This window comes from Paenibacillus sp. UNC499MF, assembly GCF_900107975.1.
In the GTDB taxonomy this organism is placed as follows: Bacteria; Bacillota; Bacilli; order Paenibacillales; family NBRC-103111; genus Paenibacillus_F.
Window position 1 is genome coordinate 311,554 of sequence record NZ_FNVF01000001.1, and the last position, 16,583, is coordinate 328,136.

Below are 16,583 nucleotides of genomic sequence, written 5' to 3' on the forward strand. Positions count from 1 at the left end.
CGTTGTTGAATTCGGCGCCGATAACCTGTATACTAGCAAATGTTCTCGGAAAGTTTGACAGACAATCGCTGGCGGTGCTTGCATCGCGAGAGGAAAGTCCGGGCTCCATAGGGCAGGGTGCTGGATAACGTCCAGTCAGCGCGAGCTGAAGGATAGTGCCACAGAAATGGACCGCCGATGGCGTCGCAAGACGCACAGGCAAGGGTGGAACCGTGGTGTAAGAGACCACGAGGGGTACTGGTGACTTTACCCCTGGTAAACCCCACTTGGAGCAAGACCTAATGGGACGCGGTCTGCAGGCTTTGCCTGACAGACAGCCTTAGCCCGAGGCGCGTCCGGGTTGGTCGCTTGAGCTGTATAGCAATGTATGGCCTAGATAGATGATTGTCACTTCAATGGTGGGAGGGTATCGTAGCCCGCTGCACCACCGGAAGTACAGAACCCGGCTTACGGCAAGCTTTCCATCCTTACGACATCGAAAAACCGCCCGTTATCTTCGGATAACGAGGCGGTTTTTGAGTTGTGCGCAGAGGCGCGTATTTATTTGAAACTCCGCCGTACGTTAAAAGACGGCGGAGTTTTTTTATTTCCGAACGTTTGTTATCCTTGTGCCGCTGCCTGCATCCGGGCTGAATGTATTCGTTTCGAGCTGCCGGCTGGAGGGTACGGGTACAGTTGCGGTAGTCGGGGTGTGTGAGGGGCCGTTTGTTAGCTTTGTGCTGGCTGCCTGCATCCGGGCTGAATGTATTCGTTTCGAACTGCCGGCAGCGAAGCTGAGAGTACAGTTGCGGTAGCCCGAATATGTGTGGGGCCGTTTGTTATCCCCGAGCTGGCTGGCTGCCCCTGGTCGAATGTCCCGAGTGGAGATGCCAGCTGCAAATGTTGCGGATGCCGTTCGCATGTGGTCGTTAAACCGCCGTCATCGGGCGCCTGACACCGCAAGCTGGAAGCTGCGCGTGATGCGAAGTCAAATCCGGATTGAATGTACCCGCTGAATGGTTAAGGGGCTGCGGGCACCGGTGCCGCCCCCGGAAGGCCGGCCTGTGCGGGTCCGCGGCCAAGTGCAGCCTCAACCGCTTTGTCCACATTGATAAGGCCGAACCCGAAGAAAGTGTCGCGGCCCTTGTCGCCGATATCCGAGGCCGTCTGGCGCATCAGTTCCATCACCTCAGTATTCTTGAGGGACGGATTCGCAGAACGGAGCAGGGCCGCCAGCGCCGTCACGTGCGGACAGGCCATGGAAGTGCCCGAAAGCGCCGCATATTGATTCTGCGGATAAGTGCTGGCGATGCTGACACCCGGAGCGGCCACGTCGATATAATCGCCGTAGTTTGAGAAAGAGGCGCGCTCGTTGCCGGAATCCGTGGCGGCGACCGCAAACACTTCGGGATAAGCCGCCGGATAGCCCGGACGTTCGGTGTTGTCGTTGCCGCTGGCGGCGATCAGCACCACGTCGCGGTCGTAGGCGTATTTGATGGCATCGTGCAGGAAATCCGAACTGGCGTAGTTGCCCAGACTGAGGTTAATCACCTTGGCGCCGTGGTCGGTGGCCCAGATGATTCCCTGCGCGACGGCATACGTGCTGCCCACTCCGCTGCTGTCGAGAGCTTTGACCGGCATAATTTTGTTATACCAGGTCATACCGGCTACTCCCAATCCGTTGTTAACCTGCGCGCCGATAATTCCGGCTACGTGGGTGCCGTGGCCGACATCGTCCATCGGCTGCGCGGCGGGATCGAGCACGTTGTAGCCCTCCACGAGCTGGCCCTTAAGGTCCTCGTGATTGACGTCGGCTCCCGTATCCACAATCGCGACCGTAACATCTTGAGTGCCCTTGTTAAAATTCCAGCCCCTCAGCGTATTCGTGATCGGAAGATTCCATTGATATTTGTTGAAAAGGACGTCGTTGGGAATGACGTCCGGCTGCGCGGCCGCCTGCTCTTCTGCTTCTGAACGCTGCGTTCCGGAATTGCCGCTGCGGCTGCCGGGCCACCAGTCAAAAAACCAGTTTAGCGGTTTGACGCCGCGGGACAGGTCATTCGTTTCATAAATATAATGCGGCTCCACAAAGCGCACATCCTGACGCTTACGGAAATAATCCATGAGCTGCCGGGCTTCAAGGCTCCGGGCGGTGATGATATACGTATTGCCGATGAGCTTTACCTTGGTGGCGCCGATCTCGGTCCGGATCCGGGAGAGCTCGGCATCACGCAGAGGGCGGTTAAACTGGACGACAACGTCGTGACGTTCGTAATGACTGGTGCCTTCATGATCCTCGGGGTGGGTAACGCGCTTGCTGCGGAGCGTGCCGGTATCCACACTTTCGATTTTCCAGCGGTTTTTATCGGAATGGAAAGACTGCAGGCGGAGATTTTTACGCTGATGATTGGAAACCTCCTGCAAAATATGCTGGCGTACGACGGCGACGACGGAGCTTTTCTTGTCGGGAGCGGGCACGTTCAGCACAAAATAGGGCTTATCGGCTGCCGTGAAATTAGGCGACTGATAAGCGTTTCCTTGCGCGGCCGCCTTTTTTGCCTCTTCGATAAAAGGCTGCGCGATCTTGGCAAGCTCTCGGGATAGCTTGCCGGAGACGATTTCCCCGGATGAAGCGGAACCGGGAGTCTCAAGGGCGCCGGTAGTACCGCTGCCGCCGGATGTACCCGAACCGGTCTTGGTGGAGCTGCCGGAACTTCCTGCGGCACCCGCACTATGACCGGACGGAACCGATGTCGCTCCGGGGGAGGCAGGTGTGCCGGCAGAAGAGGAAATGCCGCTGCCGGCTTTTGCGGGAACCCAATTCAGCATAATGATATGCTCGTGCTTACTCTGCATCTCACGCATCGTTTCTTTGATCTTCTTGGGATCGGCTTGGTTCAGGGAGGCGTACATCCGGTTAACATGGAGAAGACACTGGTTCCGGCACAATTGGTCGGTCACGGCGACATCCTGCTCCACAACCGCTTGTTTATATTTCAACTCGGCTTCCGGCTGTACGTGACGGGCTTCGGGTTTCGTCTGGCAGGCGCTCGTTACGACAAGCAGGCTGCCGAGGATCATGCCGCCTAAGGCGGCAGTAGGGCGTCGCATGGGTCGGAGGCCTCCTTTCCTTCGTCTGGACTACATAAAAGTAGGGTGGGAAAGGGGCGCTTTTTTTATACCGGAGCCGGACATTTCCCCTCAAGAATCGGGTACCTTTTCCAGAGAAAGTGTGATACTATATGGATGGGCTGAGCCGGGTGCGAGTTCCCGCTCTGTTAACTAGAGGAGGTCATAACCGTAATGGCAATGGATAATGTTAAGAAGGCGTGCGAGACAACGAGAAAGAAACTGAAGGAAGCGGCGGACCGTATCGAGTCGTTTCTGAACACCTACTCTCTTCCGCAGTTGAATGCAGAGTCCGATTCCGAAATGGAAGAGTTTTACCGCGGCTATTTGCAGGATACTCGTCACCTGCTTGTTTTCTGCGAAGTGGGTTACGAGAAGCTGGGAGTCAGCTTGCGCAGACCGACCTTCAATGTGGACTTTACCGAAAAAGTGCTGTATGAAGTGTACCACAATTGTATCAGCCCTTTCTTTTACCCGAAGAACGAGTGCTACTCCGAAGACGGCCGTTACGCCTATACCGGACAGGATGCCATTCGTTTCCGCAAAAAACCGAATCGTGAAGTGCGCGATCTGACGATTGAATTGTCCAAAATTTTCGAAGAGCTCCGCGAAGAACTGTCCTACTATGAAAATGACTACATTACCCAGCGCCGCATGCAGGGCGAACGGGTTTAAAATAAGAGAAATGAAGCCTCCGTACGCGGGGGCTTTTTTGTTTGCGTCTTGATTGAAGCCAAAGTCCGGCTCCAGCTGTCAGGTTGTGACAGGACTCCCCGCGGATATCCGCACAGCCTTCGTGAGACCCTATGCTTGGGGGTGATCGATATGCCAGAAGTCAAATGCGCCGTTTCGAACTGTGCCTACTGGGGACAAGGGAACAACTGCCGCGCGGACATCATTATGATCGAAGTGGACGAGCATGCGAATGCCGATCTGTCTTCCGAATTTGCCGGTGAAGAATTTGATACGCGTCATAAGGACCAAGCTGCGGACCGTGCCAATACGTGCTGCCATACGTTCAAAGAGAAGAAGTAACCCGCACCCGGAATTCCTCAGCACAACAAGAGGAGGTCTTCACGTATGACCCACCACAAGAGCCACAAGAGCCACAAGAGCCATAAGAAGCACGAGCACACGCAGGAACATTCTCAAAAACTTGACGAGGCCGAAGCGAACTCAGCTGCGGTTCCGGAGCAAGCCGGTGGCTCGGACCGTGAGGAATATGCGGGCGAGCTGGCTCCCGGGCTGGGGGGGCGTTCTGTAGAAGACGCAGGCGCCCGCAGCAGGGAGGAAGCCGACTCGGATTCGTGGGTAAGCGCCCGTACGCTCGGAATGATGGCGCTCGTGTCATCCGTTCTTTCTTTTTTCCTGCTGCCGTTTGTGCTGGGACCCCTCGGGGCGATTCTCGGTTACATGGCGTTTGCCGACGGAAGCAGGAAGGCCGGGGGCTGGGCGATGGCGATCGGACTGATCAGTTTTTTCTCCAATTTATTTTTCGTGCCGTTTGTGATCTAGGAAACGGCGAGAAAGGGCCTCCGGGCCCTTTTTCCGTGCGGTCATATAAATGAAAGGGCGGACCCAATTAGACGAAACCCCTTTAAACCGTTATAATTTGCTCAGACATGTTAGTACTGGATAGGATTGGAGGAGCAAATGGAAACCGAACAAGCTATGGAACTGGTAGGCGTATCGAAAACGATAGGCGGAAAGCCGATTATCAAGGACTTGTCCTTCTCCGTCCGTCGGGGGGAGATCTGCGGATTTCTGGGACCGAACGGCTCCGGCAAAACGACGACGATCCGCATGATGGTCGGCTTGATGTCGATGACCGCGGGTGAAATCCGGATAGCGGGATTTCCCGTCAAAACGCAGCGTTCCGAGGCGCTTGCCCATGTGGGCGCCATTGTCGAAAATCCCGAGCTGTACCCGTATATGTCCGGCTATAAAAATCTCGTCCACTTTGCCCGGATGGCGGCTGAACGCATACCGGCGGGACGGATGGAGGAAATCGTAGAGCTGGTCGGGCTAACCGATGCGATTCACGACAAAGTCAAAACGTACTCGCTCGGCATGAGGCAGAGGCTTGGAATCGCCCAGGCCCTTCTTCACCGGCCGACGGTGCTTATTCTGGACGAACCGACCAACGGTCTCGATCCCGCCGGTATACGGGAGCTGCGCGACTATTTGCGGAACCTGGCCAAGACGGAATCGATTGCGATTCTCATCTCTTCCCATCTTCTGGCCGAGGTCGAGCTGATCTGCGACCGCGCCCTGATCATTCAGGAGGGACGCCTTGTCGGCGAGCGCATCGTTCGGGGCGGTACGACCTCGGAGGACGAGCTGGTGCTGGTCGAATTCGAACTGAAGGGAATCGAGGCCGGCGAGCATACGGCGGGGGAATACGGGCTGCTGAGGCGCGAAAACGGACTGTATACCGCCAATTTGTCCAAATCGGCGATTCCGCAGGTCGTGGCACGGCTTGTCGCGCAGGGGATAGACGTGTACCAGGTGGCCATCCGCAAGCCGACGCTTGAAGATACCTTCCTCCAGCTGACGAAAGGAGAGGACACCCGATGAAATTCCTTTCGCTCGTACAAAATGAAATCATGAAAATCACAAGCAAAAAATCGACTTGGATTTTCTATATTTTTCTGCTGCTCCTCAGTCTGTTTGTCGGTCTTCCCATTAAGCTGTGGATTACCGGCTATTCGGAAGGCCACAATTACATAAGCTTTGCCGGCACCGTTTTTATGGTCTGCTCGCTGTTTGTTACCTTGTTTGCCCTCGTACTCGGGGCGCAGACGGTGACGGAAGAGTATAAGGACGGAACGATCAAGCAGCTCCTGATTCGCCCCGCGAGCAGGACGGCCGTTCTGCTGTCGAAGTATACGGCCTGTGTGATTATGGTGCTTATCGCTTACGCGGTTCTTTTTGTGAGCTCCGTAGCGGTCGGGGCCGCCTTGTTCGGGACGGCCGAGCTGCCTAACGAGCATTTTGTCGTACTGTCCAGCTCGTACTGGTATTCGCTGCCGGACATGCTCTTTATGTTCACGCTCGCTTTCTTTATCGCGACGGTGTTCCGCAGCAGCGCGCTGGCGATTACGGTGGCCATTGTCATGAATCTGGCGGGTTCGGCTTTTGCGGCCCTGCAGTACAATTGGGCCCGGTATTTGATTTTCAACAATACGAACTGGAAAATCTATGATCCGAATCCCCTTGTCAACCAAGGTACGCCGCCACCTTTCCCCGGAATGACCTTCGGATTTTCGCTGACGATCTATGTACTGCATCTGGTCGTTCTCCTGGGCATTACGATCCTGGTGTTCCGGAAAAGAGACGTGGCCTGAGGGAATAATCCCGGTTGCTGGAGCAGGATTTTTGGTGAATTTGGCAAAAAGGGTTCAAAACGGGCTCTTTTGTGCCGATATAAGGTTTATAATTTGCTTATGGGCTTACAAACGGGGATGAGAATATGGCATCAATTGATCCGCGATTAATGAAAGAGCTTTTAAAACTGGAGATGCTGAACAAATCGACGCTGTTTTCCGGCGCCGGCGGAGGAGTGTCCGGTGCCTCCGAACCGGGCGAGGAGTTCAGCTCGCTGCTCAACACGCTTCTCATGGAGCAAAGCGGCCTGTCCGCAGAGCCGTCCGGGGAGGACGGCCTCGGCATTCTGCCGCTGGAGGCGCTGCAGGGCGCGTGGACGGGCTCCGCAGGCGCGGTTCCCGCTGCCGCCGGCACGGGCTTAAGCGTTCAGCGGCAGACGAAGGCGCTCCGTTCCTATGAAACGGCCGCTGGAGCCGTACAAGCTTCCCTGCCCGCTTCCGCGCGCGAAGCGGCTTATGACGCTTACATCGTCCAAGCAAGCGAGCGTACGGGCGTAGATCCCGCCCTGATTAAAGCGGTGATCCGCCAGGAGTCTTCTTTTAACCCGAACACGGTTTCGAGAGCGGGAGCCAAGGGGCTTATGCAGTTAATGGACGGTACGGCAAACGGGCTGGGCGTCACGAACGCTTTCGATCCGCAGCAGAATATCCAGGGCGGAGCGCAGTACTTGTCCTACCAGCTTAAGCGTTTCGACGGAAATGTCGGCGTCGCTCTGGCGGCGTACAACGCGGGACCCGGACGGGTCAACAAGCTGGGCATCAAAAACGATTTCGATTTACTAGAGAAAATGCATCTGCTGCCGAACGAAACCCAGCAGTATGTGAAAAAGGTTATGAATGCCAAGGAACGGTACGACCGGGAGTTCACTTAAGTCTGAATAAACAATTGCAAAGAAGCGGTTTCTCCGGCGTGGAGATGCCGCTTCTTTCGTTTTTCGGCAGGTTAGGGTAGGTGCGGAAGCGATCTTGCAAAAGGCAGCCGGCTTGCTTTGAAGATAGAGGCGGCTTGTGTTCGGGATAGTTTTGCGATTTAATGAGGAATATGCACGTGACAGGCACAGTACTTTAACGCGATCTTTTTTTCAATAAGAAAGGACAGAGATACATGCTTTATTTGGATAACGCGGCAACGACCCAGCCTTACAAGGAAGTGGCACAGACGGTTGCGGACGTCATGCTCCAGCATTTCGGTAACCCGTCTTCGATTCATAAATTCGGCCTGGACGCCGAGAAACTGGTTAGAAAGAGCCGTGAGGTGATTGCTTCCGTTCTTAAGGCGCGTCCGGAAGAAATCATTTTTACGTCGGGCGGTACGGAGAGCAGCAATCTGGCCATCAAAGGTGCGGCATACCGCTACCGCAGCCGGGGCCGTCATCTGATCACGACGGCGGTCGAACACGCTTCCGTGAAGGAGGCTTTCCGTCAACTGCAGGCGGAGGGCTTTGAAGTGACGATTCTTCCCGTAGACGAAACGGGTCAAGTCCGTGTGGATGACGTTAAAGCTGCCGTCACCGGGGAAACCATTCTCGTCAGCGTGATGCATGTGAACAACGAGATGGGACGGATACAGCCCATCGGAGAGATCGGCAAGTGGCTGCGCGAGAAGCAGACCGTGCTGTTCCATGTGGACGCCGTACAGGGAGTGGGCAAACTGCCTTTTTCTCCGGATGAGCTGGGCATCGACCTGATGAGCGCTTCGGCTCATAAGTTCAAAGGCCCCAAAGGGGCCGGCTTCCTCTATAAGCGGACGGGCATCGACCTTCAGGCGCAGCTTGCCGGCGGAGGCCAGGAGCAGGGAATGCGCTCAGGCACCGAGAACGTGCCCCTAATCGTCGGAATGGCCAAAGCGCTTCGGATGGCTACCGATAATCTGGAAGAAGACATCCGGCGTAAGCGGGCCTTTCGCGCCATTGCGGTCGAAGGCATTATCGGGCTTCCCGAGCTGGCTCTGACAGGCTCCCGCGATGAGGAAGACATGGCGCCTCATATCGTTCATTTTTGTTACCCGGGCATGAATTCCGAAGTTGTCGTACATGCTTTGGAGCAGCGCGGCATATATATATCAACGAAGTCGGCTTGTTCTTCGGGAGAGCCTGAACCGAGCAAAGTGCTGCTTTCCATGGGGCTTGACCGGGCGCATGCTTCAAGCGGCCTGCGGGTGAGCTGGACCGAAGAGCATACGGAAGCGGATGCCCGCCGGTTCGTGGAAGCGCTCCGCGGCGTAATCGCAGATCTCGTTCCGGTGTCCGTGCGGACGAAAGGGGGACGCTGATTATGATGTCCCCTTTGAAGCCCGATCTGCTGCTTGTCCGTTTCGGGGAAATGATGCTGAAAGGTAAAAACCGCTCGCGGTTTGAAAAAAAGGTCGTGAGCCAGCTCCGCGGCGTTCTTGCACCTTTTACGCAGGTCAAGCTGGTCACCGAATACGGCCGGGTGTATATCCGGCTCTCCGATGCGTCCGCCGAAGATGTCGGCAAAGCCGTCTCGAAAGTGTTCGGTATTGAAACGTACAGTCCCGTGTACACGGCTCCATCCGACAGCGAAGCGATTCAGGCGGTGGCGGTCGCGCTCATGAAGAAAGTCGTGAAGCGTCCCCAGACGTTTAAAGTGGAAGTAAAGCGCGTGGATAAAAGCTTTCCGTTCGATACCCCGGAAATGAACCGGATCGTCGGCGGCGCCGTGCTCCGGGCTTGTCCGGAGCTCAGCGTAGATGTGCGCAGCCCCGAAACGACTCTCCGGGTGGAGCTTCGGGAGAAAGGGGCGCTGCTGTTCGTGGAGACCTTCGAGGGAGCGGGCGGTTACCCGCTCGGCACGAACGGCAAAGCCGTGCTCCTGCTCTCCGGCGGGATCGACAGCCCGGTCGCGGGCTGGCAGGCGATGCGCCGGGGGCTTGAGCTGGAAGCTGTGCATTTCCACAGCTTCCCGTACACGAGCGAGCGGGCCAAGGAGAAGGTGATCCAGCTGGCCCGCAAGCTGTCCGCGTACAGCGGCGGAAGCATCAAGCTGCACCTCGTGTCTTTCACCGAGGTGCAGACGTCGATTTATGCCGCGTACAAGGACAATCTGCTCGTCACCATTCTCCGCCGCGCCATGTACCGCATCGCGGAGACGATTGCGGAGCGGGAGAAGGCGCTGGCGCTGGTGACGGGAGAAAGCCTCGGGCAGGTGGCGAGCCAGACGCTGCCGAGCTTGAACGCGATCGGCCGGGCCGTATCGCTTCCTGTCCTGCAGCCTTTGATTGCCACGGACAAGAAGGATATTATCCGCATGGCCGAGCAGATCGATACGTATACGTTATCGATTCAGCCTTATGAAGACTGCTGCACGCTGTTCCTTCCGCCGTCGCCGAGCACAAACCCGAACCTCCGGGTCATCGAGGCGATCGAAAGAGGCTTTCCGCAGCTGGATGAATGGATTCTGCGGGCTGCGCTGGAGGCGGAAACCGTCATCGTGACTCCCGAGGATGGAGCGGAGGAAGACGCCTACTTCTGACTCTTTCTTCCGCGGTCGGGAGATGAGAAGGCGGGCGGGGCCGGCACAGTGAGGCGCGGGGGCTGAAGGCAATGGGAAACGGCCGGGCAGCTTTAGGTTCTAAGCTTCAGCGGCTTTGACCGTACGAATGGAGCCGGAAGCGGAAGGAGAGAAGCGGTGTGCTCGAACAGCTTGGACTGTTTCTGCAAATCATGCTGATCAACATCGTACTCAGCGGAGACAATGCCGTCGTCATCGCGATGGCTAGCAAAAACCTGCCGGCCGCGCAGCGCCGACAGGCCGTATGGTGGGGGGCTTTCGGGGCGATCGCCTTGCGGCTGATACTGACCATTATTGCCGTAGGCGTCCTGAAAATCCCCTTTATCCAGGCGGCAGGCTCGGTATTCCTGCTCTGGATAGCGGTGAAGCTGCTGCTGGACAACAACGCCGATTCATCCGTCCAGCAGGCAGGCACGCTGTCAAAGGCGGTATGGACGATCATCGCGGCCGATTTTGTTATGAGTCTGGATAACGTTCTGGCGATAGCCGCCGCTGCCGGTAACAACTTGACTATCCTGATTCTGGGGATCGGCCTGAGCATTCCCATCATCATTTGGGGAAGCGCCGTCGTCGTCGAGCTGCTGGAGAAAATGCCGGTGCTCATTTATATGGGAGCCGCCGTTCTGGGCTTTACCGCAGGAGAAATGTTTCTCAGCGATGCGAAGCTGAGCGGCTGGCTTCTCGGAGAATGGCCGCATTGGCCGGTTCCGTGGCTGGGGGCCGTTCTGGTCGTTGCCGCCGGTCTGGTGAAAAAATGGCTCTTTCCGCCGAAAAGAAAAACGGTGTTCTGACGGGGGTTTCGCGTTCCGGCTTGCTGTACAGGCGTGTAGACGGAATCTGATTATTCAAAAGGCCGGTCCTTCGGGGCCGGTCTTTTCATGCGGGATGCGATAAGGTAAGAAATACACAGTTGATAATGGTTCATATTTCATGCTTACAAGGACATGCATATATAAGCCGGATGTCTTCGCTCAATAGGCGCCACGCTATATAGCTGCAAGAGCCTGATACCGGCCGTTTAAACCGACTCGCGCAATAAAAACCGCCGTTACTCCGGGAGTAATGGCGGTTTTTATTTGGGTCAGATTTATTTGGCACACCCGCCGCCTGCATCTGCTGCGGCGTCAGCTTGCGGCGGATATAGTGCATGGGAGCGCATGGGTTTGATGCACGGCATGTGAATCCGCATTGTTCGCCGGAAGTCCGCACCGGATTGCAAGGTTTTCCGCTGCACGTCGTGCGCCCGGTTTGCCGGGGCCACGGCTAAGCTGCGTTAAGCTGCGCGCTTTTGCGCCGGTTTTGCAGCAGATAGGCGCTGTAAATGACGAGCAGCAGCACGATGAGCAGCACGGACCAGCGGTATGCGGCCCCGTAGCTGCCGACCAGGGAAGCGAAGGCGCCGAGCAGCATCGAGCCGGTCCCGATGCCCAGATCGTTGGCGGAGTAGAAGGTCCCGTTGGCCGCTCCCCTTCTGGACGGCTCCGTCCGGTCGATCGTCCACGCGAGCAGCGCCGGCTGGACGGAGCCGAAGCCCGCTCCGAAAACAGCGGCGGCCGCAGCCAGAGACGCGGCGGAATGAGCGTAGGAGAGCAGCCATAATCCCGCGCCGGTAAAGAAGGCGCCCGGATACAGCACCCACGCCGGCCCTTTGCGGTCATAGACGAGCCCCGTCAGCGGACGGGTGATGAGCAGCATGACCGCATTGCAGACGAAGAACCAGCCGACGTTGCCGATCCCGGCTTCCTTCCCGAACAGGGTAAGAAACGTGACGATGCCGCCGTAGCAGACGGCCGTGAAAAACAGCAGAAGGGACGGAAGCAGCGCCCCCGGCTCGATCAGCCCCTTGCGAAACTCGCGCCATGAAAAGGGGACGGAAGCGGATCGGTTGTTCCGCCCCGGACGAATCAGCAAGGAGAGCAGCAAAGCCGAGAAAGCGAGGACGGTGGAGAAAATAAACAAGGGGTGAAAGCCATACTCCGCGGCGATCCACAAGCCTGTCAATGGGGCAAGGGCCATCGCCATCGTATTGGATAGGCCGTATATGCCCATTCCTTCACCCCGGCGCTCGGAAGGGATAATATCCGAAATCACCGTCCCGAGCGAAGTGGTCGAAATTCCCCAGCCGATTCCGTGAATAAACCGGAGTGCCAGCAGCATGGCTACAACGGCGGCCGCCGAATAGCCGAGCACGGCAAGCCCGCACAAAGCGAGCCCCGCCGAGAGCACATGCTTTCTGCCGATGGTATCCAGCGCTTTTCCCGCAAACGGGCGTGTCAGCAGTGAGGCGACGGTGAAGGTACCCATAGCCAATCCGATCTGGGTTTGTCCGCCGCCGATTCCCGCCGCATACAGCGGAATGGTCGGTATAAGCAGCTGAAAACTGAAAAATAAAAGCAGGTTCGAAAGGGAGGTTACCGCAAAGTCTCGGGTCCAGAGCGGTTTTTTCCCGGTATTTCTTTTCGCAGTCATCTCCGTTCTCCTGTCCTACTGGTTACCGGTAGTATCCCCTTTTTACATCGGCTTAATAGTATCTCCTTAATTTAACAAACTTGCGCGCTTTCTTTTAACTGTCCGAAATAGTAAAGCCGTACGATAAAACTTGTTGGGAACTTAAAGTCGGAGGGGATTCTTTTGAAAAAGATCATTCATCGTTCCGTTATTGCCGGAACGGCAATCGCACTTCTTCCACTCACGCTGGCAAGCGGTGCTCTGGCTGCAGGCACACCGGATGCCTCGAAAGATCAGAAGGCGTTATCCAAGAACGTGATCGTGCTGATCGGCGACGGAATGGGACCGGCCCAGGTGTCGGCCGGACGTACGTTTTCCAAACATAAGCTGGGCAAAGATCATCTGGAGCTCGACTCCTACTACGTCGGACAAGCCACTACATATGCGGACCGCGGGGAAGACGGCGGAACCATCGTGTCCGGTGAAGTGACCGATTCGGCTTCGGCCGGAACGGCTTTCGCAACGGGCAACAAAACATACAACGCCGCGATCAGCGTCTCGAACGAAGACGTGTCCAAGCCGTTCGCTTCCGTAATCGAAGCCTCCGAGCTCGCCGGCAAAGCGACGGGACTCGTCACGACGGCCCGTATCACTCACGCCACACCGGCCGTGTACGCTTCGCACGTGCGCAACCGCGACAACGAGAGCGCCATCGCGTCCCAGTATTTGAACGACGGCGATGTGGACGTGCTTTTCGGCGGCGGCAAGCAATTTTTCCTGAGCAAGGACGAGAAAGGCAAACGGACGGATAAAACGATCATTCCTGATTTCGAAAAGGAAGGCTACAAAGTCGTGTACGACAAGCAGGGGCTGGCATCGCTGGACGGCAAAACCGGCAAGGCGCTCGGCCTGTTCGGAAGCTCCCACGTGGATTATGTGCTTGACCGTACGAATACCGTGCCTAATCTCGCGGAAATGACCAGTAAAGCGATTGACATTCTTTCCTCAAACCCGAAGGGCTTTACGATGATGGTAGAGGGCGGACGCATCGACCATGCGGGACATGCGAACGATCTGCCGTCCGTTGTGCAGGAGATGCTGGATTTCGACGCAGCCGTTAAAGTCGCCGTGGAATTTGCGAAAAAAGACGGCAACACGTCCGTCGTCGTTACGGCGGATCACGAAACCGGTGGCCTGTCGCTTTCCCGCGACAATATTTACGAGATCAACGTGGACGCTTGGGACGATCAGCAAAAATCGTCGGAACTGATCGGCGGAGAACTCAAAAACGCCAAAACCGTCGAAGACGTAAAAGCGCTCGTAGCCAAATATACCGGCCACACGGATCTGACCGACGACGAAGCGAAATTCATTCTCGCCGGAGACGGCTCTTCATACAAACAGGAAGGCGCATTTAACGCCGTCATGTCCAAGCGCTACCTTGTAGGCTGGTCCGGACACGGTCACTCCGCCGTCGACGTAGGCGTATGGGCTTACGGACCGATCGCCGAGAAGGTAAAAGGCCAGATCGACAACACCGACATCGCGCGTGCCGTGGCTTCCGTGGCGGGCATCGATCTTAAAGCGGCGACAGACAAGCTGCAAAGCGAATACGCCTATCCGAAATTCAAGGTGACCCGCGAGGGCGCGGTTCTTTATCCGGCGAGAGCGCTGGCTGAAACGCTGGGTGCCGAAGTGAAATGGAACGGGGATGCGCGCGAAGTCGTCCTGAGCGCGGGGGGCACCAGCCTTTCCGTAAATATCGATACGCAGGCAGCGGCCTTGAACGGCCAGGCAAGCGGCTTTAAAGCGAACATCGATAACAATGTCCTGTATCTCCCGCTGGAAGCATTCAACAAGCTTACGGGCAAAAACTTGACATGGGACGCGCTCTCCGAGCGGATCAAGCTGAAATAATCGGCCGGACGGAGCAGTACCGGCAACATCCGACGGACAGGGGCATGAGGCTCCTGTCCGTTTTCATTGGAGGCTGACACGAGATGATTAAGCTTACAGGCGTTAAAAAATCGTTCCGGCTGCCCGGTGAAGGCAAGCTTCCCATCCTATCCGTTCCGGAATGGGAGGTCGGTGAAGGCGGGCAGCTTGCTTTGACCGGTCCGAGCGGCAGCGGCAAAAGTACCCTGCTCCATCTGCTTTGCGGCGTACTCGCCCCGGACGAGGGAGAGATAACCGTCGATGGTGTGCCGCTGCATGCCCAATCCCAGGCCCAGCGCGACAGATTCCGTTCCGAGAAGGTGGGGATCATCTTTCAGGACTTCCACCTCATGGCCTCGCTGACGGCCAGGCAGAACGTGGAGCTGGCCCTGCCGGTGAGCATGGCGAAATCGCGCAGGCGGGAACTCGCGGCGCAGTGGTTTGAACGCGTCGGACTGGCCGACCGGATGAACCATCTTCCCGGCCAGTTGTCCCGCGGGCAGCAGCAAAGGGTCGCGATGATCCGGGCCTTGATCCGCAGTCCGAAAATCGTGCTGGCCGATGAGCCAACGGGAAGTCTGGACCGGGAAACGGCCGAGGACGTGATGCGGCTGCTCCTTGAGCTCACCGCGTCCGAAAACGCGACGCTGCTGGTCGTGACGCATGATCTGGAACTGGCGGCCGGCTTTCGGACAAGGACGCACATCGGGGAGCTCAACGAGTGGTACGCGCCGAAGGAAGCGGTCCGTCCGGCAGACGGGCCCGGACGGAATCCCGCTTTGCCGGCTGAAACGGCCGAAGCGAGGCAGGTTCCCGGCTGGAAAGGGGAAAAGCTGGGATGAGTGTTTTTCAGGTTATTTGGCGCAATGCGCTTCACCGTAAAACGTTGTCGGTCCTGACGATGCTTTCCGTCGCCCTGACGGCCGCTTTGCTGCTCTTCGTACTGATGTGGAACGAGGGCGTGGAGAAAGGCGCCGAGAAAGGATATGGTCCTTTCGAGCTTACGATGGGTGCGGAGGGGAGCAAGACCCAGCTTGCGATGAGCACCTATTATCACATCGGGGCGCCAACAGGGAATATTCCGAATGCCTTGTACGAAGAGGTGAAAAAAGAACCCGAAGCGGAAGAAGTGTTCGCCGTAACGACGGGCGATAATTTGAACGGTTATCCCATCGTCGGCGTTGATGCGAGGTATTTCGCCGTCCGCTACGGCGATAAACAGCTCGCTTCGGGAAGCTTGTACGGCGGGCTCGGCGAAGCGGTTATCGGCTCGCATGCGGCCCGTACGCTCGGCCTGAAAGTGGGAGACACCTTTAAGGGCGGGCACGGCCTCGTCCATTCCGCCGAAGAAGCGGGAGAGCATGCGGGAGAGCACCATGAGGAAGAGAGCGGCTCGCATGCGGACGAAAGCCATGAAGGCGAACATGCGGGCGGGCAAGGAGGACATGACGAGCATGAAGGGCATGAAGCTTTCATGTACAAAGTTGTCGGCATCCTGCCGCCTCTGCATTCGCCCGATGACCGTGCCGTGTTCACGACATTGGACTACGCCTGGGCGGTCCACGGGGAAGCGGCGCAGCAGGATCGCGAAGTGACGGCGCTTATGGTGAAGCCGAAGTCGCTTCTCGGCGCCCAGTCGCTCAAAAATAAATACGACGCGATGACCGGCCTTCAGGCCATGTATACCGGAAAGGCTGTCGCGGATGTCGTGAATGTCGTGGATAAAGGCACCCAGGTCGTCCAGATCGTTACGTACCTGTGCGTTCTTCTGGCCGCCTTGACCCTGCTATTGTCTTTGCTGGCAGCCGCAAGTGAACGCCGCAAAGATGTCGCTCTGCTGCGTCTGATCGGGAAGCCGGGACGCTATGTGTGGACGGCGCTTGTCGGCGAAGGCGTTTTTCTGACCGCGGGAGGTCTGCTTGCCGGCCTTTTGCTCGGTCACAGCGCAGGGGCGGCAGGGAGCTCCCTGCTGTTCGATTTCGCCGGCATTCAGATCGATCCGTGGTCGCTTGCACCCGGGGAGCTCATTCTGGCGGGAGGAGCCGTCCTGCTCGGCATAGGAGCGTCCGCGATTCCGGCCTGGCAGGTTTACCGGGTGGACCCGTTGCATTTGTTCCGTTCCTGATTCGAGCAAGCGACCGCAGGCGATCCTGATCGTAAAACCGTAAAACCGTA

The 16,583-nt window shown here is 57.1% G+C and carries 14 protein-coding genes and 1 other RNA gene; 13 read left to right on the forward strand and 2 right to left on the reverse strand.

Annotated features, from left to right (window positions below; genetic code table 11):
- Positions 1 to 49: 49 nt before the first annotated feature.
- An RNA gene (gene rnpB, locus C4S74_RS01350) (RNase P RNA component class A) lies at positions 50 to 465 on the forward strand.
- 534 nt (positions 466 to 999) lie between these two features.
- Here the strand turns inward: rnpB and C4S74_RS01355 are convergent.
- Entirely contained in the window at positions 1,000 to 3,090 is a 2,091-nt protein-coding gene (locus tag C4S74_RS01355) for a S8 family peptidase (protein WP_258042349.1), read from the reverse strand.
- 192 nt (positions 3,091 to 3,282) lie between these two features.
- Between C4S74_RS01355 and C4S74_RS01360 the strand changes: the two genes are divergently transcribed.
- The 9 genes from C4S74_RS01360 (at position 3,283) to C4S74_RS01400 (ending at position 10,816) form a co-directional block, all read left to right on the forward strand.
- Positions 3,283 to 3,783, forward strand: a complete 501-nt coding sequence (locus C4S74_RS01360; protein WP_103993575.1) for a YpuI family protein — start codon at positions 3,283 to 3,285, stop codon at positions 3,781 to 3,783.
- 150 nt (positions 3,784 to 3,933) lie between these two features.
- The gene (locus C4S74_RS01365; protein WP_016423477.1) at positions 3,934 to 4,143 is read left to right on the forward strand and encodes a DUF1540 domain-containing protein; all 210 of its coding nucleotides are present in this window, start codon (positions 3,934 to 3,936) and stop codon (positions 4,141 to 4,143) included.
- Between the two features lie 45 nt (positions 4,144 to 4,188).
- Positions 4,189 to 4,623 (forward strand): hypothetical protein, encoded by a 435-nt coding sequence (locus C4S74_RS01370; RefSeq protein ID WP_103993576.1) that lies wholly within the window; start codon positions 4,189 to 4,191, stop codon positions 4,621 to 4,623.
- A gap of 138 nt (positions 4,624 to 4,761) precedes the next feature.
- Positions 4,762 to 5,685 (forward strand): ABC transporter ATP-binding protein, encoded by a 924-nt coding sequence (locus C4S74_RS01375; RefSeq protein ID WP_103993577.1) that lies wholly within the window; start codon positions 4,762 to 4,764, stop codon positions 5,683 to 5,685.
- The gene (locus C4S74_RS01380; protein ID WP_103993578.1) at positions 5,682 to 6,455 is read left to right on the forward strand and encodes an ABC transporter permease; all 774 of its coding nucleotides are present in this window, start codon (positions 5,682 to 5,684) and stop codon (positions 6,453 to 6,455) included. Before C4S74_RS01375 ends, C4S74_RS01380 begins: the two co-directional genes overlap by 4 nt.
- A gap of 125 nt (positions 6,456 to 6,580) precedes the next feature.
- Entirely contained in the window at positions 6,581 to 7,366 is a 786-nt protein-coding gene (locus C4S74_RS27180) for a lytic transglycosylase domain-containing protein (RefSeq protein ID WP_103993579.1), read from the forward strand.
- 233 nt (positions 7,367 to 7,599) lie between these two features.
- A complete protein-coding gene (locus C4S74_RS01390) occupies positions 7,600 to 8,766 on the forward strand; it encodes a cysteine desulfurase family protein (protein WP_103993580.1) in 1,167 nt (388 codons plus the stop codon).
- 2 nt (positions 8,767 to 8,768) lie between these two features.
- Complete coding sequence (thiI, locus tag C4S74_RS01395; protein ID WP_103993581.1) at positions 8,769 to 9,986, forward strand: tRNA uracil 4-sulfurtransferase ThiI; 1,218 nt, start codon at positions 8,769 to 8,771, stop codon at positions 9,984 to 9,986.
- Positions 9,987 to 10,144: 158 nt separating this feature from the next.
- Positions 10,145 to 10,816, forward strand: a complete 672-nt coding sequence (locus C4S74_RS01400) for a TerC family protein (RefSeq protein ID WP_103993582.1) — start codon at positions 10,145 to 10,147, stop codon at positions 10,814 to 10,816.
- Positions 10,817 to 11,288: 472 nt separating this feature from the next.
- Here the strand turns inward: C4S74_RS01400 and C4S74_RS01405 are convergent, their stop codons facing one another.
- Complete coding sequence (locus C4S74_RS01405; RefSeq protein WP_103993583.1) at positions 11,289 to 12,494, reverse strand: MFS transporter; 1,206 nt, start codon at positions 12,492 to 12,494, stop codon at positions 11,289 to 11,291.
- Positions 12,495 to 12,656: 162 nt separating this feature from the next.
- Here C4S74_RS01405 and C4S74_RS01410 point away from each other — a divergent pair, with 162 nt between their 5' ends.
- The 3 genes from C4S74_RS01410 (at position 12,657) to C4S74_RS01420 (ending at position 16,533) form a co-directional block, all read left to right on the forward strand.
- Positions 12,657 to 14,390, forward strand: a complete 1,734-nt coding sequence (locus C4S74_RS01410) for an alkaline phosphatase (protein ID WP_103993584.1) — start codon at positions 12,657 to 12,659, stop codon at positions 14,388 to 14,390.
- Between the two features lie 83 nt (positions 14,391 to 14,473).
- The gene (locus tag C4S74_RS01415; RefSeq protein WP_103993585.1) at positions 14,474 to 15,250 is read left to right on the forward strand and encodes an ABC transporter ATP-binding protein; all 777 of its coding nucleotides are present in this window, start codon (positions 14,474 to 14,476) and stop codon (positions 15,248 to 15,250) included.
- Complete coding sequence (locus C4S74_RS01420; protein ID WP_103993586.1) at positions 15,247 to 16,533, forward strand: ABC transporter permease; 1,287 nt, start codon at positions 15,247 to 15,249, stop codon at positions 16,531 to 16,533. The genes C4S74_RS01415 and C4S74_RS01420 overlap by 4 nt, the downstream gene beginning before the upstream one ends.
- Positions 16,534 to 16,583: the final 50 nt, after the last annotated feature.

Excerpts from the sequence above, each read along its gene's own strand:
- C4S74_RS01355 (WP_258042349.1), bottom strand. The coding sequence starts at position 3,090 with ATGCGACGCCCTACTGCCGCCTTAGGCGGCATGATCCTCGGCAGCCTG.
- C4S74_RS01360 (WP_103993575.1), top strand. The coding sequence starts at position 3,283 with ATGGCAATGGATAATGTTAAGAAGGCGTGCGAGACAACGAGAAAGAAA.
- C4S74_RS01365 (WP_016423477.1), top strand. The coding sequence starts at position 3,934 with ATGCCAGAAGTCAAATGCGCCGTTTCGAACTGTGCCTACTGGGGACAA.
- C4S74_RS01370 (WP_103993576.1), top strand. The coding sequence starts at position 4,189 with ATGACCCACCACAAGAGCCACAAGAGCCACAAGAGCCATAAGAAGCAC.
- C4S74_RS01375 (WP_103993577.1), top strand. The coding sequence starts at position 4,762 with ATGGAAACCGAACAAGCTATGGAACTGGTAGGCGTATCGAAAACGATA.
- C4S74_RS01380 (WP_103993578.1), top strand. The coding sequence starts at position 5,682 with ATGAAATTCCTTTCGCTCGTACAAAATGAAATCATGAAAATCACAAGC.
- C4S74_RS27180 (WP_103993579.1), top strand. The coding sequence starts at position 6,581 with ATGGCATCAATTGATCCGCGATTAATGAAAGAGCTTTTAAAACTGGAG.
- C4S74_RS01390 (WP_103993580.1), top strand. The coding sequence starts at position 7,600 with ATGCTTTATTTGGATAACGCGGCAACGACCCAGCCTTACAAGGAAGTG.
- thiI (WP_103993581.1), top strand. The coding sequence starts at position 8,769 with ATGATGTCCCCTTTGAAGCCCGATCTGCTGCTTGTCCGTTTCGGGGAA.
- C4S74_RS01405 (WP_103993583.1), bottom strand. The coding sequence starts at position 12,494 with ATGACTGCGAAAAGAAATACCGGGAAAAAACCGCTCTGGACCCGAGAC.
- C4S74_RS01415 (WP_103993585.1), top strand. The coding sequence starts at position 14,474 with ATGATTAAGCTTACAGGCGTTAAAAAATCGTTCCGGCTGCCCGGTGAA.
- C4S74_RS01420 (WP_103993586.1), top strand. The coding sequence starts at position 15,247 with ATGAGTGTTTTTCAGGTTATTTGGCGCAATGCGCTTCACCGTAAAACG.